The following is a 17,744-nucleotide window of genomic DNA, read 5'->3' on the forward strand; positions in this document are numbered from 1 at the left end:
CCACCGCTCCTTCGACAGATGGTCGATTCCTGTCGAACGTACAACTTTCATCGAGTAGTTGGGCGGTCATGCGCCGGAATCGGCCACCCGGCGGGTGGATCAGTCGGGCATCGGCGTGAGCAGCATGCGCCCCGCGAAGCCGACCGCCGCGTCGAGGCGTTCGGTGAAGTCCGCGGCGAGACCGGGCAGTCCGCGCAGCGCCCACAGTGCTCGCGCCGCAGCCCAGGTGGCGTCCCGGGCGCGCTCCAGGCTCCACGAGCCGAGCAGATGGGTGAGCGGGTCGGCGATCTGGAGGAGGTCGGGGCCCGGCATCAGATCTTCGCGGACGCGCTCCTCCAGCGAGACGAGGAGGTCGCCCACGCGGTCGAACTCGTCCTCCAGATCGGCGGGTTCGCAGCCCAACGTACGACAGGCGTCCACGACGGCGAGCGCCAGGTCGTGCCCGATGTGCGCGTTGATGCCCGCCAGCGCGAACTGCAGCGGTCGTACGCCGGGGTGGCGTCTGAACTGGAACAGGGGCCGCCAACAGGCCGGTGGGCGACGCCCGTTCGCCGCCGCGTCGACGGCCGCGAGGTACCGCTCCGCGAACCGTACGTCCAGCGTGATCGCGGCCCGGGCGCTGTCGAAGCGGCCCGCGTCGATGTGCCGTTCGACCTCCTCCGTGACGGTGAGGTAGACGCGGTTGAAGACCGCGATCCCGTCCCGCTCGGGCAGGGCGGCGGCCAGGGCGCGCATGCGGGACACGACGGTGTCCACCGAGTCCACGGATCGCGTGAACTGTTCCGATTGCGGCATGACGGCAGGGTCGCAGCCCTACGCTGATCCGGGTGCCGGCGGGCCCGACGCTTCCCCAGAACGGGGGAACGCGACCGCCGTGGGGGAGGGGAACACCACCGTGTCAGGCTTACGTGCCCAGCGACTTGCCGCACGCCGAGCCGAACGCAGGCGTGCCGTCCGGCAAGGCGCGATGGTCGCCGCGGCGTCGGTCGTGGTAGCGGTCGCCACCGTTACCGGGACGCTGTCCGCGCTCGACGAGGGGCGCGGGTCCGACCAGGCGGCGCCGGACGTGACCGTGAGTCGCTCGGCACGCCTCGACTCGTTCCCCGTCCTGCCGTCGGCGTCGTCCTCGACCTCGCCGACCGTCTCGCCGTCGCCCTCCGTTTCGCGTGCGCACCCGAAGAGGAGGGCGAGCGCCTCGCCGTCGGCCACCGCGACCGGGACGGAGGCACGGTCCGCCGCCGTCTCCGCGGGTCTGTACCGACATCCCGCCTCCCAGGTCCTCGACTGGGTGGGCGCCCACCCCGACGACCCGCGCCGCGAGGTCATCAGGTCCCTCATCGCGGACCGGCCGGCGGCGGTGTGGTTCGCCGACTTCTCGCCCGCGACCATCACCGCACGGGTCCGCGCGGTCACCGCGGCCGGCTCGGTCCAGGGGCGGGTGCCGGTCGTCGTCGCGTACGCGATCCCGGGCCGTGACTGCGGCGGCGCCTCCCAGGGCGGGGCGCCGGACCTGGACGCCTACGACCGTTGGATCGACGCCTTCGCGGCCGGGCTGGGCTCGGGCGAGGTCGTGGTCATCCTGGAGCCCGACTCCGTCGCCCAGTCCGAGTGCCTCGGGGCCGGCCCGCGCGCCGACCGGTTCGCCTCGCTGGCCCGCGCGGGCCGCGTCCTGAAGGCCTCCGACCCGAAGGCGCGGGTCTACTACGACGCAGGCCATTCCGGCTGGAACGCGCCCGCGAAGCAGGCGGCCTGGCTGAAGCAGGCCGGCGCCGCCTCACCCGCCTCCTCCGACGGCGTCTTCAGCAACGTCTCCAACTTCCACTCCACGGCCGACGAGATCGCCTACGATCGACAGGTCCTCGACGCCCTCGGCGGCCCGGCGAGCCTCGGCGCCGTCATCGACACCAGCCGCAACGGCAACGGCGCCCCGGCCGACGGCCAGTGGTGCGACCCGGCCGGGCGGAGGATCGGCCAGGTGCCCACGCTGAACACCGGCCAGGCACGCATCGACGCCTACCTGTGGGTGAAGCTGCCGGGGGAGTCGGACGGCTGCAAGGGCACGCCGGGCGCCTTCTCCCCGTCGTACGCCTACGAATTGGCGCGCGGGCTCTCGTCGTCGTAGGAGCTGGTGCCCTCGTCGAGGAGCGGCTGCTGCGTCTTGAGGTGGGCCGGGGCGAAGGCGCGCAGGGCGTGGTAGCCGGTGATGACGACCAGGGTGCCCAGGGCGATACCGCTGAGGGAGAAGGTGTCGGAGAACTTCATCGTGACGTCGCCGACGCCGATGATGACGCCCGCAGCAGCCGGCACCAGGTTCAGCGGATTGCGCAGGTCCACCCCGGCGTTGATCCAGATCTGGGCGCCGAGCAGGCCGATCATGCCGTAGAGGATGACCGTGATGCCGCCGAGGACACCGCCCGGGACGGCGGCCACGACCGCGCCGAACTTGGGGCAGAGCCCGAAGAGCAGGGCGAAGCCCGCGGCGGCCCAGTACGCGGCCGTCGAGTAGACGCGGGTCGCGGCCATGACGCCGATGTTCTCGGAGTACGTCGTGTTCGGCGGGCCGCCGACCGCGGTGGACAGCACGGAGCCGACGCCGTCGGCCGCGATCGCCGTACCGAGCTTGTCGTCGAGCGGGTCGCCCGTCATCTCGCCGACCGCCTTGACGTGCCCGGCGTTCTCCGCGACCAGCGCGATGACGACGGGCAGGGCGACCAGGATCGCGGACCACTCGAAGGACGGTGCGTGGAAGGACGGCAGGCCGATCCAGTCGGCGTGGCTCACACCGGACAGGTCCAGCCGCCAGTGGTCGGTGACCTTGCCGCTGCCGTCCGCCGCGTGGATGCGGCCGAAGATCCGGTCGAACGCCCAGGAGATGCCGTAGCCGAAGACCAGGCCCAGGAAGATCGCGATACGGGACCAGAAGCCGCGCAGGCAGACCACCGCCAGACCGGTGAACAGCATGACCAGCAGGGCGGTCCACTGGTCCTGCGGCCAGTACGTGGTGGCCGTCACCGGGGCGAGGTTGAAGCCGATCAGCATCACGACCGCGCCGGTGACGATCGGCGGCATCGTGGCGTGGATGATCCGCGCCCCGAAGCGCTGCACGGCGACACCGACCAGGAACAGCGCCACCCCGACGACGAGGACCGCGCCGGTCACGGTGGCGCTGGTCCCGCCCTGGGCGCGGATGACCGCCGCGACGCCGACGAAGGAGAGCGAACAGCCCAGGTAGCTGGGCACCCGGCCGCGGGTCGCGAGCAGGAAGATCACGGTCGCCACGCCGGACATCATGATCGCCAGGTTCGGGTCCAGGCCCATCAGGACCGGGGCCACGAACGACGCGCCGAACATGGCCACCACATGCTGGGCGCCGAGCCCGACCGTGCGGGGCCAGGAGAGCCGTTCGTCGGGGCGGACCACGGCTCCGGGGGCCGGAGTGCGTCCGTCGCCGTGCAGTTTCCAGCGGACGCCAAGATCCATGGTGGGGTGTCGCTTTCGTCGTGCGGTCGGGCTCAGTACAAGGACCCCTTACGGGTCACCATTGTCGGGTGAAGGGGAAGGTGAGCCTCCGCCCAGGGGTCCCCGCGCCGAGCCGACCGCGCCGCGAGCGACGGGTTCAGGGCCGCGGATCGGACACCTCGGCGCTCGGACGACTGATCTTCGGACGGTCCCGGTCGCCGCTGCGCAGCACGCCCGCGAACACCGCGAGCCCGCCGGCCAGCACCGTCACCAGACCGAACGACACCACCAGGCTGGTCACCTGGGCCAGCGTGCCGATCGCGCTCGGCGCGATCAGACCCGAGGTGTACGTGATGGTCGCCACGCCCGCGATGGCCAGGCTCGGGTTGGGCCCGCTGCGACCGGCCGCGGCGAAGCAGAGCGGGACGACCACGGCGATGCCGAGGCCCATCAACGCGAAGCCGCCCATGGCGACGGCCGGATGGTTCGCCACGACGATCAGCACACCGCCGAGGGCCGCGAGGACACCGCTCACCCGGACCGTGCGCACGGAGCCGTACCGGTCCACCACCCTGTCGCCCGCGATCCGGGCGATCGCCATGGTGAGCGTGAAGCCCGTCGTGCAGGCCGCCGCGAGACCGGCGGACGCCTCCAACTGGTCGCGCAGGTACACCGCGGACCAGTCCAGGCTCGCGCCCTCCGCGAACACCGCGCAGAAGCCGACCGCGCCGATGAGCAGCGCCGACCTGGGCGGCAGGGCGAACCGTGGCGGCGGTTCCTCGTCCTCGGCGGGCTGCAGATCCAGCACCCACGTGCACGCGCCCACACCGAGGACGGTCAGCACGGCGGCCGCCAGGGCGTGGTGCAGCCGGGCGTCGGAGCCCAGGTGTGCGGCGAGGGTGCCCGCCGCCGAGCCGATCAGGGCGCCCGCGCTCCACATGCCGTGCAGACCGGACATGATCGACCGGCCCAGCCGGGACTCGACCTCGACGCCGAGCGCGTTCATCGCCACGTCCGCCATACCGGCCGTGGCCCCGTAGACGAACAGGGCCAGGCAGAGCGTGAGCAGGTTCGGGGCGAGGGACGGCAGCACCAACGCCAGGGTCCACAGGGCGATCAGTCCGCGCAGGGCGTTGCGGGCCCCGAAGCGGTGGCTGACGCTGCCCGCGAGCGGCATCGCCACGGACGCGCCGAACGCGGGGAAGGCGAGGGCGATGCCCAGCTGGCCCGCGCTCACCGAGGCGTGGTCCTGGATCCACGGCACGCGGGTGGCGAACGACCCGGTGACGGCTCCGTGCGCGGCGAAGACGGCCGCCACGGCGTACCGGGCGCGCCTCACCTCACGTTGCTCGTAGACCACTCCACTCATTCTCCGGCCCCTCCCCGGTACGTGTCCCGACCCGCTCTCGGACGGCGGCCTCGCGTAAACTATCAGGAACCCTGCCTGATAGATAGGCGTCGGGTGGACATCGGGCGCGGAGTCGTGCCGCGCCGCCGAAGTGGGAGGATTCCCGGCATGCCCGCATCCCCGAGCACCGCCCGGGCCATCAACGACCGGCTCGCCCTGCGGCTGTTGCAGCAGGAAGGCCCGCTGACGGCAGGCCAGTTGAAGCAGCTGACCGGCCTGTCCCGGCCGACGGTCGCCGACCTCGTCGAGCGCCTCACCGCCGCCGGTCTGATCGCGGTCGTCGGCGAGGCGGGGGAGCAGCGCCGGGGGCCGAACGCCAAGCTGTACGGCATCGTCGCCGACCGGGCCCATCTGGCGGCCCTGGACGTGCGGACCGAGGGCGTCTCCGTGGTCGTGTCCGACCTGCTCGGCCGGGTGCTCGCAGAGGCGTCCGTACCGATCGGCGACGACACGGGGACGGGGCCCGCCGTGGAGCAGGCGGTCGCGCTCGTCGAGCGCGTGGTGAAGGAGGCCGGGGCCGACCGTCTGCACACCGTAGGCCTCGGCGCACCCGGCCTCATCGACCCCGCGAGCGGTGAACTCCGCGACTCCCCGGGGCTGCCCGCCTGGCACCGCCGCCTGGTCGCCGCCCTTCAGGAACGGCTCCCGCAGGCCCGCGTCATCGTCGAGAACGAGACCAACCTCGCGGCCCTGGCCGAGCAGCGCGAGGGCGCCGCCCGCGACCGCGACACCTTCGTCCTCCTCTGGCTGGGCCACGGCACGGGCGCGGCGGTCGTCCTCGACGGCCGGCTGAGACGGGGCGCCTCCGGCGGCACCGGCGAGATCGGCTTCCTGCCGGTACCGGGGACCGCGGGGCTCCCCTCGGCCACGGACTGCGAAGGGGGCTTCCACTCGCTGGCCGGGTCGGGAGCCGTCGGGGAACTGGCGGGACGCTTCGGGGTGCGGGTGGAGGAGACGGGCGCGACGCCGGGCAGCGGACCGCTGGGGGCGCGGGTGGTGCGGGGGGCCGTGGACGTCGTAGGGGGCGAGCGGGCCGGGACCGCGGCTGGAGCCGGGGCGGGTGTGCGGGGTGAGGCTGAGGCCGGGGCGGGCGTGCGGGGTGAGGCCGGGGCCGACGTCCGGCGTGAGGCTGATCCGGTGTCCGAGGTGACGGCGGAGCCAGGTCGACCCGCCGATGTGGGAACCGGTGCCCAGGGCGACTCCGGTGTCCCTGCGGACACGGATGCCGCCTTGGGCCCGGTGGGCGGTCTCGACGCCGCCTCGGATTCGGTGGGCGGTCTCGACGCCGCCCCGGACCCGGTGGGCGGTCTCGACGCCGCCCCGGACCCGGTGCGTGGCCTCGACGCCGCCGATCGCTTCCTGGACGCCCTTGCCGACCGGCTCGCCATAGGCGTCGCCTCCGTCGTCGCGGTCCTGGACCCGGGGTGCGTGGTGATCGGCGGGGAGACGGGGCAGGCCGGGGGAGCGCTGCTCGCCGCCCGGGTCGAGGAACGGGTCCGTCGGATGTCGCCGCTGGCCACGGAGGTGCGGCCGAGCGTCCTGGGCGGCGGTGCCGTGCTGCGAGGCGCGCTGCTGACGGCGCGGGAGGCGGCCCAGGAGGAACTGTTCGCACCGCCGGAGCGATAGCGACCCAGGCCTCGCGCCCGCGCCGGCGTCGCCTCGCACCAGCGCGCCTCCCCTCGCGCTCGCGCTGTCCGTCCTCGCGCACGCGTGGCCTGGCCCCGTTTTCACGTTGTCCGGTCTCGCGCTCGCGCGGCCTGGCCCGGTTCTCGTGCTGCCCGGCCCCGCGCCCACGCTGCGCGGCCCCGCCCCCTCGTTTCCCTCCCGCAAGCCGCCCCCCGGAGCCCCCACCCGGCCTCACCTCCGCCCGAACCGCCGCTCCAAGTACTCCTCGAACGTGCCCTTCCCCACCGCCTGGTCCGGCGCCAGATGACCCCCGTCCCGGAAGCCCCGGTAGGCCGCACCCCAGAGCGGCACGTTCGTGAGCAGTCGGCGCCGGCCCGTCGCCGCGAGGTACGCCTGGGCCAGGGACTTGAAGGTCCGCACCTCGGGTCCGCCCATGTCGTCGGTGCGGCCCACGGGCGCTCCCGTGGCCAGTTCCGCCAGCCGCGCAGCGACCTCGCGCACCTCGATCGGCTGGTCCCGGACGCCGGCCGGCAGGGGCATCACCGGTGACTTGGCCAACCCCTGGAACAACTGGACGAGCAGATCGTGGAACTGGGTCGTCCGCAGGACCGTCCAGCCCAGCCCCGACTCCTCGATCAGCCGCTCCACGGTGTGCTTGGTGCGGTAGTAGCCGAACGGCACCCGGTCGACGCCGACGATCGAGATGTAGACGAGATGGCCCACCTGTGCCCGCCGCGCCGCCGCGACGAGGTTGGTCGCCGCCCGTTCGTCACCGCCGCGGGGCGTGCTCGCGCAGTGGACGATCGTGTCCACGCCCTCGGCGGCCGCGTCCAGCCCGCTCCCGCCCTCGCGCAGGTCCACGGCGTAGGGCTGGGTGTGCCGGCTGAGCACCCGCACCTCCCGCCCGTCCGCGCGCAGCCGCTCGGTGACGAGCCGGCCGAGCGTTCCGGTGCCGCCGGTCACCAGGATGGTGGTCATGGTCGCCGTCCCTCCGAACATCGGGCGCTCCCGTACGGAACGCCCCTTGTCAGCTATGACCGAACAGACCCGCGTGATGTGACATCGCCCAGCATCCCGGCATCGGGCACCAGGGGCACCTCAGGCCGATGCGGGTGCGGCAGTGCCACGCTCAGGAAGTCCAGCGACACGTTGTGTGAGCCACCCCACACCGTTCGCCCGTATGGACGTCGATCAGCCGTGGCACACTTGCCTTGTATCAGAAGCAGCGCACTCCGGGGTCGGTGAAAGTCCGAACCGGCGGTTACAGTCCGCGACCCGGTCGCTTCCAGCGATCGGTTGACCAGGTGAAATTCCTGGACCGACGGTTAAAGTCCGGATGGGAGGCAGTGCGCGACGGGCGGGCATTCGTGCGCGCCGCCGTCCGTGCTCGTCCATGTGGGCGAGTCTGTCCGGCGACGCCCCGGTGCCGGTTCGTACATTCTGTCGTCATCGACAGCCCCGGAGTCCGTGCCCGAAGAGGCAGGAGGACCCGGGAGTGTTCACCGGAATCGTCGAAGAGCTGGGTGAGGTCACCGCCGTCGAGAACCTCGGCGACGCCGCCCGCTTCCGGCTGCGCGGCCCCGTCGTCACCGACGGCGCGAAGCACGGCGACTCCATCGCCGTCAACGGGGTCTGTCTCACGGTCGTCGAGCACGAGGGCGACGAGTTCACCGCCGACGTCATGGCGGAAACCCTCAAGCGCTCCAGCCTCGGCGCCCTCGCCGTCGGCTCCCGGGTCAACCTCGAACGCCCCACCGCGGTCGGCGCCCGCCTCGGCGGACACATCGTCCAGGGCCATGTCGACGGCACCGGTCACGTCCTGGAGCGCACCCCGTCCGAGCACTGGGAGCTCGTGAAGGTCTCCCTCCCCGCCGACCTCTCCCGGTACGTGGTCGAGAAGGGCTCCATCACGGTCGACGGCATCAGCCTCACCGTCGTCGAGGCCGGGCCCGACCACTTCACCGTCAGCCTCATCCCCACCACCCTCGACCTGACCACGCTGGGCGTGAAGCAGGCGGGCGACCCGGTCAACCTCGAGGTGGACATCGTCGCCAAGTACGTCGAGCGCCTGCTCGCGACGACGACTGGTCAGTCGACGACGGGTCAGGGGGCGGCTCAGTGAACTGGCTGAACTCCGAGGCGTTCACCCTCCTCGACCAGCGCATCCTCTGGTCGGACATGATCGGCAACATCCTCGGCCTGATCACCCTCGCCCTGGGCTGGCGCCGCTCCCTGTGGACCTGGCCGGTGCAGTTCCTCTCCGGCCTCGTCCTCTTCGGCGCCTTCTTCGGCCACCTCACGGGCAGCGCCGGCAAGCAGGTCGTCGTCATGGTCGTCGCGCTGTACGGCTGGTGGCAGTGGAACCGCAACAAGGGCCAGGCCGAGGACGGTCACATCGCCCCGCGGTTCGCCACATGGACCGAGCGCGCGGCGATGGTCGGCGTGGCCGCCGCGGGCACGGTCGGGGTCGCCCTCCTCTTCAAGGCCTACCCGAGCCTGTCCTGGGACCCCTGGCCCGACGCCTACATCTTCGTCGGCACCATCGTCGCCATGTACGCCCAGGCCCGCGGCATGGTCGAGTTCTGGTTCGCCTGGCTCCTCGTCGACCTCGTCGGCGTCCCCCTGAACTTCGCCAACGGCTACGCCTTCTCCGGCTTCGTCTACGTCATCTACGGCGCGCTCGTCCTGTGGGGCATGCGCGACTGGTGGCTGCGTTCCCGCAAGGGCGCGCGGCCCGCTCTGGAAGGAGCGCCGGCATGAGCGCGGCACCCGTTCTGTACAGCACCGAGGGCTACGCGGACCTCACCCTCGACCCGGTCGAGCAGGCCATCGCCGACATCGCGGCCGGCCGCCCGGTCGTGGTCGTCGACGACGAGGACCGGGAGAACGAGGGCGACCTCGTCATGGCCGCCGAGAAGGTCACCCCCGAGATCGTCGCCTTCATGATGAGCGAGTGCCGCGGCCTGATCTGCGCCCCCATGGAGGGCGCGGAACTCGACCGGCTCCGGCTCCCGCAGATGGTCGACGACAACACCGAGTCGATGAAGACGGCGTTCACGGTCTCCGTCGACGCCTCCGCCGCGCACGGCGTGACCACCGGCATCTCCGCCTCCGACCGCGCCACCACCCTCCAGCTCCTCGCGAGCGGCACCGCCGAACCCGACGACCTCGTCCGCCCCGGCCACATCTTCCCGCTGCGGGCCAAGCCCGGCGGTGTGCTCACGCGCGACGGTCACACCGAGGCCGCCGTGGACCTCGCCCGCCTCGCGGGCCTGCGCCCCGTCGGCACCATCGTCGAGATCGCGGGCGAGGACGGCCAGATGCTGCGGCTGCCCGAGCTGATCCCGTTCGCCCGCAAGCACGGCCTGACGATCATCTCCATCAAGGACCTGATCGCCTACCGCCGCTCCGCCGAGCCGACGGTCCGCCGCGAGGCCGAGACCCGGCTGCCCACCGTGCACGGCACCTTCACCGCGTACGGATACCGCTCCACCGTCGACGGCGTCGAGCACGTCGCCCTCGTCCACGGCGAGATCGGCGACGGCGAGGACGTCGTCGTCCGCGTCCACTCCGAATGCCTCACCGGAGACATCTTCGGCTCGGCCCGCTGCGACTGCGGCCCCCAGCTCGACACCGCCCTCCAGCGCATCCAGGCCGAAGGCCGGGGCGTGGTGGTCTATCTGCGCGGACACGAGGGCCGCGGTATCGGCCTGCTGTCCAAACTGAGGGCGTACGAGCTTCAGGAACAGGGCCACGACACCCTGGACGCCAACCTGGAGCTGGGCCTGCCCGCCGACGCCCGTGACTACGCGGCCGGCGCGCAGATCCTCGAGGACCTCGGCGTGCGCAGCGTGCGGCTGATGACCAACAACCCCGAGAAGACGGACGCGCTCGTCCGGCACGGACTGAAGGTCTCGGCCCGCGAGCCGATGCCCGTCCAGGCGGGCGAGCACAACATCCGCTACCTGCGCACCAAGCGGGACCGGATGGGACACGACCTGCCCTGGCTGGACACGGCCACCGTGTCGCCCTGCGGCAACCAGTAAGAACAGCACTGAGGAGAGACGTGAGCGGCAAGGGTGCACCGGAACTGTCCGTACGCAACGTCGGAGACCTGCGGGTCGCCGTCATCGCGGCACAGTGGCACGAGAAGGTGATGGACGGTCTGGTCAACGGCGCCCTGCGCGCCCTGCACGAGCTGGGGATCGACGAGCCGACCCTGCTCCGGGTCCCCGGCAGCTTCGAGCTCCCGGTGGTCGCCAAGGTCCTCGCGGGCCGCGGCTACGACGCGATCGTCGCCCTGGGCGTCGTCATCCGAGGCGGCACCCCCCACTTCGACTACGTGTGCCAAGGCGTCACCCAGGGCCTCACCCAGGTCTCCATCGACACCGGCGTCCCCGTCGGCTTCGGCGTGCTGACCTGCGACACCGAGGAACAGGCCCTGGACCGCGCGGGCATCGAGGGCTCGAACGAGGACAAGGGACACGAGGCGGTGACGGCGGCGGTGGCGACCGCGGCCACCCTCCGCTCAGTATCTGAACCGTGGCGTTAGGCCGGTCGGCACACGCGTAAAGTGGGCGCCACCATGTCCAAGAAGACGTTCGAGGAGCTCTTCACCGAGCTCCAGCACAAGGCCGCAAACGGCGACCCCGCCACCTCCCGCACCGCTGAGCTGGTCGGCAAGGGCGTCCATGCCATCGGCAAGAAGGTCGTCGAGGAGGCCGCCGAAGTGTGGATGGCCGCCGAGTACGAGGGCAAGGAGGCGGCCGCCGAGGAGATCTCGCAGCTGCTGTACCACGTCCAGGTGATGATGGTCGCCCGCGGGATCTCCCTCGACGACGTCTACGCCCACCTCTGATCGCACCGAACTCCATTCCCGTACGAACGAAGGAAGCTCGCCTCATGCTGCGCATCGCCGTCCCCAACAAGGGTTCCCTGTCAGGCCCTGCGGCGGAGATGCTGCATGAGGCCGGCTACCAGCAGCGCCGCGAGTCCAAGGAACTGCGGATCGTCGACCCGGAGAACGAGGTCGAGTTCTTCTACCTCCGCCCCCGCGACATCGCGATCTACGTCTCCTCCGGCCGCCTCGACATCGGCATCACCGGCCGCGACCTGCTGATCGACTCCGGCGCCAACGCCGAGGAGATCCTCCCGCTCGGCTTCGCCCGCTCCACCTTCCGCTACGCCGCCAAGCCGGGCACGGCCGCCGGCGTCGAGGACCTCAACGGCCGGACGGTCGCCACCTCCTACGAGGGCATCGTCGCCAAGCACCTGGCCGACCTGGGCATCGACGCCTCCGTCGTCCACCTCGACGGCGCCGTCGAGACCGCCATCGAGCTCGGGGTGGCCGAGGTCATCGCCGACGTCGTGGAGACCGGCACCTCCCTGCGCAACGCGGGCCTGGAGGTCTTCGGCGAGCCCATCATGAAGTCCGAGGCCATCGTGATCCGCCGCACCGGCGCGGACACGGAGGAGGCCGCTGAGCCGAAGGTTCAGCAGTTCCTGCGCCGCCTCCAGGGCGTCCTGGTCGCCCGGACGTACGTGATGATGGACTACGACTGCCGGGTCGAGCAGTTGGAGAAGGCCGTCGCGCTCACGCCGGGCCTGGAGTCCCCGACCGTCTCCCCGCTGCACAACGAGGGCTGGGTCGCCGTCCGCGCCATGGTCCCCGCCAAGGAGGCCCAGCGGATCATGGACGACCTGTACGACATCGGCGCCCGGGCCATCCTGACCACGGCCATCCACGCCTGCCGCCTCTGACCCGGGGGCCGTAGACCGATGTCCGATCTGCCCACCCTGCCCGTCACTTTCCGGCCGGGCCGCACCCGTGTGGTCCTGCTCACCGCCGGGGTCGCGATCTTCGTGGTGATCTCCGCCATCGCGCTGCTCCTCGAAAAGCTCGGTCCGGGGGAGCGCCTCAGCTTCATCGTCACCGGAGCCCTCATCTTCGGGGTGCTGGCCATGCTCGCCCGGGTGAAGGTCGTCGCCGACGACTCGGGCGTCACCGTCGTGAACATCGCGAGCAGGAGGCGCCTGGCCTGGGAGGAAATCCTCCGGGTGAACCTCCGACCGGGTGACCCCTGGGTCTTCCTCGACCTCAGCGACGGCACCAGCCTGCCCGCACTCGGCATCCAGCCGGGCATCGCCAAGCAGCGCGCCATCGAGGACGCGCGGACGCTGCGCGCCCTCGCCGAGGCCCGGTCCATCCAGGACCCCGAGCAACATCGGGGCTGACTCAGGGCCCGCCACCCTGCCGCTAAGGCGGGTGTCTTGATTAATCTGGTGGGCGGAGGCGCGTTCCCGCGCCTCCGCTCCTGTCGTGTCACCCGGCGCACAGGAGTTCCAGCTATGCGAGGAGTGACCCTCTCCGGCGATGGACGGATCGTCCTGTAGTACCTGCGCCGCCCCCTCCCGACCCAGCACGGACCGCGCCGAGACGCGCGGCCACGCGGAGGCGGCGGCATCATGACCACCCCACTGCTGCTCCTGGCAGCCGCGTTCCTGCTCATCCTCGCCAACGGCTTCTTCGTGGCCGCCGAGTTCGGCCTGGTGACGGTCGAGCGCCCGGACGCCGAGAAGGCCGCCGCCGAGGGCGACAAACGAGCCCGTACGGTCGTCGAGTCGCTGAAGGAGCTGTCCTTCCAGCTCTCCGGCACCCAGCTCGGCATCACCATCACCTCCCTCGTCGTCGGCATGCTCGCCGAACCGGCGCTCGCCGAGCTGCTGCACGGCCCCTTCACCGCCGTCGGCATCCCCGAGGGCGCCGTCTCCGGTGTCGCCGTGGCCGTCGGCATGCTGCTGGCCTCGGCCGTACAGATGGTGGTCGGCGAACTCGTGCCCAAGAACTGGGCGGTGTCCCGGCCCCTCCAGGTCGCCCGTTTCGTGGCCGGCCCGCAGCACGCCTTCGCACGCCTGTTCCGACCGGTCATCGCCGCCCTCAACGCGGTCGCCAACCGTCTGGTGCGGGCCATGGGCGTGGAGCCGACCGAGGAGCTGGCCTCCGCCCGCACCCCGGACGAGCTCGTCTCCCTGGCCCGGCACTCCGCGCAGGCCGGCGCCCTCGAACAGGACACCGCCGACCTCTTCGTACGGACGCTGTCCCTGGGCGAGCTGACCGCGCAGCACGTCATGACCCCGCGCGTGAAGGTCAGCGCCCTGCAGTCGTCGGCGACGGCCGAGGACGTGGTCAACCTGACCCGCGCGACCGGCCTGTCCCGCTTCCCCGTCTACCGGGAGAAGATCGACGAGATCGTCGGCATGGTCCACCTCAAGGACGCCCTCGCCGTCCCCGTGCACGAACGGCTGCGCACCCCCGTCGACCGCATCGCCCGCCCCGCGCTGCTCGTCCCCGAGACGCTCCCGGTGCAGCCCCTGCTGACCCGGCTGCGCAGCGAGCAGCCCATCGCGGTCGTCGTCGACGAGTACGGCGGCACGGCCGGTGTCGTCACCCTGGAGGACATCGTCGAGGAGATCGTCGGCGAGGTCCGTGACGAGCACGACGGCCAGGACGTGCCCGAACTCGCGGCGGTCCCGCCCGAGGACGGCCGGCTCGCCTGGGACGCCGACGGCAGCTGCCGCGTCGACATCCTCCAGCGCATAGGCCTCGACGTGCCCGAAGGGCCCTACGAGACCGTCGCCGGCCTGGTCGCCGACCTGCTCGGCCGCATCCCGGCCGTCGGCGACAGGACCGAGCTGCCCGGCTGGCGGCTCACCGTACGCCAGGTCGGCCACTACCGCGCCGAGCGGGTACGGCTCGTCAGGACATCCCCCGTCGTGGTGGAGGCCGCCCGATGAGCGTGCTCCAACTCCTCTTCGCCGCGCTGCTCGTGCTCGCCAACGGTTTCTTCGTCGGCGCCGAGTTCGCGCTCGTCTCCGTCCGCCGCAGCCAGATCGAACCCCTCGGCACCGCCCGCGCCCGCCAGGTCCTCTACGGCCTGGAGCGCCTGCCGCAGATGATGGCGGCGGCCCAGTTCGGCATCACCATCTGCTCACTGACCCTGGGCGCGGTCGCCGAGCCGACGGTGGCACATCTGCTGGAGCCGGTCTTCGAGTGGATCCACCTCCCGCACGGCATGATCCACCCCCTCGGGTACATGATCGCGCTCGCCGCCGTGGTCTTCTTCCACCTCGTCATCGGGGAGATGGTCCCGAAGAACCTCGCGATGGCCGCGCCGGAGAAGGCCGCGCTGTGGCTCAGCCCCGGCCTGGTCGCCTTCGCCCGCGTCTGCCGGCCGATCACCGTGGCCCTCGGCGCCGTCGCACAGGGCATTCTGCGGCTCTTCCGCGTCGAACCGAAGGACGAGGTCGAGGCCGTCTTCACCAGCGAACAGCTCAACCGGCTGGTGGAGGACTCGGGCCAGGCGGGCCTCCTCGACCCCGAGGAACAGGAGCGCCTGGAGGACGCCCTCGAACTGGGCTCCCGTCCGGTGACGGACGTGCTCCTGAGCCGTGAGTCCCTGGTGACGGTGAACCCCGCGGTCACCCCGGGCCAGATCGTCGCCCTCACCGCCCGCACCGGGTACTCCCGCTTCCCCGTCGCCACGGAGAACGGCGCCTTCATGGGCTACCTGCACGTGAAGGACGTACTCGACCTCGAGGACTCCGAGCGTGCGGTGCCGCAGCAGATATGGCGGCCGATGACGACCCTCCGGTCCGAGCTGCCGCTGGACGACGCGCTGACCGTCATGCGCCGAGCCGCCACCCACCTCGCGCAGGTGGCCGACACGTCCGGCAAGGTGCTGGGGCTGGTCACGCTGGAGGACGTACTGGAGCTGCTGGTCGGCGAGGTACGGGACCCGGCGCACCGGGAAACACCGGAGGTACGGGTGACGGAACCGAGGGTGAGCGGGGAGCCGGAGGGGGCAATGGCCTAGCTGCGGGCAAGCGTGCCGCTGGGGCGGTACGGGTGGGCGCAGCGGCACCCCGCACGCGCGGGCAAGCGAAACCCACCTGTCTGCCCCAGCACCGGGCACCCGGCGAAAAACCTCACATCGCCGACGGATCCTGCGGCCCCCGCCCCGACAGCACCTCCCCGTACGCCTGCATCAGATCCGGCAACCGCAGAGTCGACAAGTCGTCCCGAGTCAACGACCCCGGATACGTGGACAACCGTAGATCTCGGTACGCGCAGCTCTTCTCGTACAGCGTCCGCAGAAACCGCCCGTTCCCCAACTCGTCGATCCACCCCTGCTCGACGACGTGCCCCGCGATGGACCGCAACTCGTCCAACGCCTCCTCGTCCCACACGTCCCCGTTCTCCGCGGCGAGCACCTCACCGATCGAGGTGAGTTCGAGGGGCCGGTACGACGGAAAGTCGACGCGGGTCGTGAAGCGGGAGGACAGCCCGGGGTTCGCGGCGAGGAGCCGGTCCATGCCCTCGGGATAGCCGGCGAGGATCACGACGAGGTGATCGCGGTTGTCCTCGGCCCGCTTGAGCAGCACCTGGAGCGCCTCGTCGCCGTACGCGTCCCCCTTGCCGTAGCCGGAGTTGGACAGCGAGTACGCCTCGTCTACGAAGAGGACACCGCCGAGCGCGGAGTCGATCAGCTCGTTGGCCTTCACGGCCGTCTGCCCGAGGTACTCGCCGACGAGGTCGGCCCGCTGGGCCTCCACGAGGTGGTCGCCGCCGAGCAGCCCGAGGGCGTAGAAGACGCGGCCGAGGATGCGGGCGACCGTGGTCTTGCCGGTGCCGGAGGGGCCGGAGAAGACGAAGTGGCGCTTGGGCGGCTGCACCGGCAGCCCCTGCCCGGCCCGCAGCCGCGCCATGTTCAACTGCGCCGACAGGGCCTTGACCTGGCGTTTCACCGGTTCCAGCCCCACCATGCGCTCCAGTTCGGTGAGCGCCTCCTCCAGTAACTCGGGATCGGTGGGCCCGGCGGGCAGCGCCGACGGTACGAGCGTCTTCTCGCGTACGGCCGGATCGGTGACCGACGGCAGGGGAACGGTCGGCGGGAGGTCGGCGTCGGGGAGCCGGAGGTCGCGCCCCTCGGTGCCGAAGAGCGGGTCGAGGGTGTCCGGCCCGTCCACGCTGTCCTGGCCCATTCCGGTGAGCGTGATCGCGGCGAGGCCGGCGGGATCGTCGTAGCCGTCGCCCTCGGCGATCGCCGCGAGCCGGGCCGAGGTGTCCATGAAGGCGGGGTCGACCCGGTGCACGGCACGGTAGAGCGGGAGCGCGGCCGCGCTGCGGCCCGTGCCCTCGTGCGCCCGGGCCAGCCAGTAGCGCAGCTCCTTGCGCTGCGGCTGCTCGCTGCGGCACCGCATCAGGGCCGCCGACAGAAGGGGTTCGGCCTGCCTGTACATCTCCAGCCGGACCCGGGCCATGCCGCCGAACAGGCCGGCCTCGATGCCGAGCAGCGGGTCGTCGAGCAGCGGGTCGGTGTGCCGGACGAGCTGTTCCCAGTCCTTGACCAGATAGGCGCGGCACGCGTGCAGGAAGCGGACGTGGTGGTCGGCGTCCACCGGCGGCAGACCGGCGAGCGCGCGGTCCAGCTCGGGGACGTGGCGGCCGTCCAGCCAGTGCGAGGCGTGCGCGAGCAGCAGGTCACGCGGGCTCTCCAGGACGGGCTGCACCCACCAGCCCAGCCAGTACCAGGAGTTGAGCGCGCGGCGGTGCCGGGTGCGTTGTTCGCCGAAGCGGTCCCGGTGGCGGAACATCCGCAGCAGCGCGGTCGTCGTGTCGACACGCAGCGCGTGCAGGCCGAGCCAGCCGTCGGCCATCCCGGGATCGATCCGCACCGCGGTGCGGAACTCCTCCTCCGCCTGCGGATAGGCGCCCATCGTGTAGGCGTCCACACCTCGCAGCCAGGCGAGGTCGGCCGGGGCCTCGGGGCCTTGCGTGCCGAAGTCCATCACGTCCCCCACAAACCGTGCCCCGTCGGTTGACCGCCGAGCCGTCACCCGTCGGCCGCCTTGATCGAACCGCCGTACCGCGGACCGGAGTTGCAACAGTGCGCGAAGCAGCCGTCCGTAGGTCGCACCGAGGGCATCGTACCCGTGGGGGTGTCGCCCGCCGAAGGGTGCGTGCAGCTCGTTTGACGAGGTGGGAGCGGACGGGGCGCGTGTGGCGTGGTGACCGAGGGTGAGCGAATCGCGCCGTCCGGCGCCCGCAAGAGCGGAAGAGGGCAGAACGAAGCCCCCGATCACGGGGGAACAACCGGGGGCTTCGCGTCTTGGGGCGGCTTCGATTGCCGCACATTGAGAACGTAAGTCCTGTACGGCGCCCCGGTCAAGCCGAGTTGAGGCACTCCCGCAA

The 17,744-nt window shown here is 71.8% G+C and carries 16 protein-coding genes and 1 riboswitch; of the genes, 11 read left to right on the forward strand and 5 right to left on the reverse strand.

Annotation, left to right across the window (positions count from 1 at the left end; translation table 11 throughout):
- Positions 1-99: 99 nt before the first annotated feature.
- Positions 100-795 (reverse strand): DUF5995 family protein, encoded by a 696-nt coding sequence (locus ACGFNV_RS26900; protein WP_393625543.1) that lies wholly within the window; start codon positions 793-795, stop codon positions 100-102.
- 172 nt (positions 796-967) lie between these two features.
- Between ACGFNV_RS26900 and ACGFNV_RS26905 the strand changes: the two genes are divergently transcribed.
- Entirely contained in the window at positions 968-2,122 is a 1,155-nt protein-coding gene (locus tag ACGFNV_RS26905) for a glycoside hydrolase family 6 protein (protein ID WP_393625682.1), read from the forward strand.
- On the opposite strand, the gene ACGFNV_RS26910 is transcribed toward ACGFNV_RS26905, so the two are convergent.
- Together ACGFNV_RS26910 and ACGFNV_RS26915 are read right to left on the reverse strand one after the other, a co-directional pair.
- A complete protein-coding gene (locus tag ACGFNV_RS26910) occupies positions 2,089-3,480 on the reverse strand; it encodes a uracil-xanthine permease family protein (RefSeq protein WP_393625544.1) in 1,392 nt (463 codons plus the stop codon). The genes ACGFNV_RS26905 and ACGFNV_RS26910 overlap by 34 nt on opposite strands.
- Positions 3,481-3,616: 136 nt before the next feature.
- Positions 3,617-4,828 (reverse strand): MFS transporter, encoded by a 1,212-nt coding sequence (locus tag ACGFNV_RS26915; protein WP_393625546.1) that lies wholly within the window; start codon positions 4,826-4,828, stop codon positions 3,617-3,619.
- A gap of 147 nt (positions 4,829-4,975) precedes the next feature.
- Between ACGFNV_RS26915 and ACGFNV_RS26920 the strand changes: the two genes are divergently transcribed.
- Positions 4,976-6,493: an ROK family transcriptional regulator gene (locus ACGFNV_RS26920; RefSeq protein WP_393625548.1), complete on the forward strand. Its 1,518-nt coding sequence runs from the start codon at positions 4,976-4,978 to the stop codon at positions 6,491-6,493.
- Positions 6,494-6,724: 231 nt separating this feature from the next.
- Here ACGFNV_RS26920 and ACGFNV_RS26925 read toward each other — a convergent pair whose 3' ends face one another.
- Positions 6,725-7,471 (reverse strand): SDR family oxidoreductase, encoded by a 747-nt coding sequence (locus ACGFNV_RS26925; RefSeq protein ID WP_393625550.1) that lies wholly within the window; start codon positions 7,469-7,471, stop codon positions 6,725-6,727.
- Positions 7,472-7,716: 245 nt separating this feature from the next.
- Positions 7,717-7,847: riboswitch (FMN riboswitch) on the forward strand.
- 141 nt (positions 7,848-7,988) lie between these two features.
- On the opposite strand from ACGFNV_RS26925, the gene ACGFNV_RS26930 reads away from it, so the two are divergent.
- The 9 genes from ACGFNV_RS26930 to ACGFNV_RS26970 all read left to right on the forward strand — a co-directional run bounded on the left by ACGFNV_RS26930 (position 7,989) and on the right by ACGFNV_RS26970 (position 15,366).
- Positions 7,989-8,615, forward strand: coding sequence for a riboflavin synthase (locus ACGFNV_RS26930; RefSeq protein ID WP_393625552.1), 627 nt, complete (start codon positions 7,989-7,991; stop codon positions 8,613-8,615).
- Positions 8,612-9,253 carry a nicotinamide riboside transporter PnuC gene (locus ACGFNV_RS26935; RefSeq protein WP_393625554.1) on the forward strand — a complete coding sequence of 214 codons (642 nt, stop codon included), beginning with the start codon at positions 8,612-8,614 and terminating at the stop codon, positions 9,251-9,253. Before ACGFNV_RS26930 ends, ACGFNV_RS26935 begins: the two co-directional genes overlap by 4 nt.
- A complete protein-coding gene (locus tag ACGFNV_RS26940; RefSeq protein WP_393625556.1) occupies positions 9,250-10,539 on the forward strand; it encodes a bifunctional 3,4-dihydroxy-2-butanone-4-phosphate synthase/GTP cyclohydrolase II in 1,290 nt (429 codons plus the stop codon). The genes ACGFNV_RS26935 and ACGFNV_RS26940 overlap by 4 nt, the downstream gene beginning before the upstream one ends.
- A 20-nt stretch (positions 10,540-10,559) precedes the next feature.
- Positions 10,560-11,045: a 6,7-dimethyl-8-ribityllumazine synthase gene (gene ribH, locus ACGFNV_RS26945; RefSeq protein WP_133929551.1), complete on the forward strand. Its 486-nt coding sequence runs from the start codon at positions 10,560-10,562 to the stop codon at positions 11,043-11,045.
- 33 nt (positions 11,046-11,078) lie between these two features.
- Positions 11,079-11,351 (forward strand): phosphoribosyl-ATP diphosphatase, encoded by a 273-nt coding sequence (locus tag ACGFNV_RS26950; protein ID WP_031486114.1) that lies wholly within the window; start codon positions 11,079-11,081, stop codon positions 11,349-11,351.
- 44 nt (positions 11,352-11,395) lie between these two features.
- Positions 11,396-12,253, forward strand: a complete 858-nt coding sequence (gene hisG / locus ACGFNV_RS26955; protein WP_393625558.1) for an ATP phosphoribosyltransferase — start codon at positions 11,396-11,398, stop codon at positions 12,251-12,253.
- An 18-nt stretch (positions 12,254-12,271) separates the two neighbouring features.
- A complete protein-coding gene (locus ACGFNV_RS26960) occupies positions 12,272-12,727 on the forward strand; it encodes a PH domain-containing protein (RefSeq protein WP_393625560.1) in 456 nt (151 codons plus the stop codon).
- A gap of 231 nt (positions 12,728-12,958) precedes the next feature.
- A complete protein-coding gene (locus ACGFNV_RS26965; protein ID WP_393625562.1) occupies positions 12,959-14,287 on the forward strand; it encodes a hemolysin family protein in 1,329 nt (442 codons plus the stop codon).
- Positions 14,284-15,366: a hemolysin family protein gene (locus ACGFNV_RS26970; protein ID WP_393625564.1), complete on the forward strand. Its 1,083-nt coding sequence runs from the start codon at positions 14,284-14,286 to the stop codon at positions 15,364-15,366. The genes ACGFNV_RS26965 and ACGFNV_RS26970 overlap by 4 nt, the downstream gene beginning before the upstream one ends.
- A 112-nt stretch (positions 15,367-15,478) precedes the next feature.
- Here the strand turns inward: ACGFNV_RS26970 and ACGFNV_RS26975 are convergent, their stop codons facing one another.
- The gene (locus ACGFNV_RS26975; protein WP_393625566.1) at positions 15,479-17,341 is read right to left on the reverse strand and encodes an AAA family ATPase; all 1,863 of its coding nucleotides are present in this window, start codon (positions 17,339-17,341) and stop codon (positions 15,479-15,481) included.
- Between the last annotated feature and the right edge of the window lie 403 nt (positions 17,342-17,744).

It is taken from the genome of Streptomyces sp. NPDC048751, from assembly GCF_043198595.1.
GTDB lineage: Bacteria > Actinomycetota > Actinomycetes > Streptomycetales > Streptomycetaceae > Streptomyces.

Bases quoted from the DNA above. Each gene is read 5' to 3' on its own strand.
- ACGFNV_RS26900 (WP_393625543.1), bottom strand. From the start codon at position 795: ATGCCGCAATCGGAACAGTTCACGCGATCCGTGGACTCGGTGGACACC.
- ACGFNV_RS26905 (WP_393625682.1), top strand. From the start codon at position 968: ATGGTCGCCGCGGCGTCGGTCGTGGTAGCGGTCGCCACCGTTACCGGG.
- ACGFNV_RS26910 (WP_393625544.1), bottom strand. From the start codon at position 3,480: ATGGATCTTGGCGTCCGCTGGAAACTGCACGGCGACGGACGCACTCCG.
- ACGFNV_RS26915 (WP_393625546.1), bottom strand. From the start codon at position 4,828: ATGAGTGGAGTGGTCTACGAGCAACGTGAGGTGAGGCGCGCCCGGTAC.
- ACGFNV_RS26920 (WP_393625548.1), top strand. From the start codon at position 4,976: ATGCCCGCATCCCCGAGCACCGCCCGGGCCATCAACGACCGGCTCGCC.
- ACGFNV_RS26925 (WP_393625550.1), bottom strand. From the start codon at position 7,471: ATGACCACCATCCTGGTGACCGGCGGCACCGGAACGCTCGGCCGGCTC.
- ACGFNV_RS26940 (WP_393625556.1), top strand. From the start codon at position 9,250: ATGAGCGCGGCACCCGTTCTGTACAGCACCGAGGGCTACGCGGACCTC.
- ACGFNV_RS26950 (WP_031486114.1), top strand. From the start codon at position 11,079: ATGTCCAAGAAGACGTTCGAGGAGCTCTTCACCGAGCTCCAGCACAAG.
- hisG (WP_393625558.1), top strand. From the start codon at position 11,396: ATGCTGCGCATCGCCGTCCCCAACAAGGGTTCCCTGTCAGGCCCTGCG.
- ACGFNV_RS26960 (WP_393625560.1), top strand. From the start codon at position 12,272: ATGTCCGATCTGCCCACCCTGCCCGTCACTTTCCGGCCGGGCCGCACC.
- ACGFNV_RS26965 (WP_393625562.1), top strand. From the start codon at position 12,959: ATGACCACCCCACTGCTGCTCCTGGCAGCCGCGTTCCTGCTCATCCTC.
- ACGFNV_RS26970 (WP_393625564.1), top strand. From the start codon at position 14,284: ATGAGCGTGCTCCAACTCCTCTTCGCCGCGCTGCTCGTGCTCGCCAAC.
- ACGFNV_RS26975 (WP_393625566.1), bottom strand. From the start codon at position 17,341: ATGGACTTCGGCACGCAAGGCCCCGAGGCCCCGGCCGACCTCGCCTGG.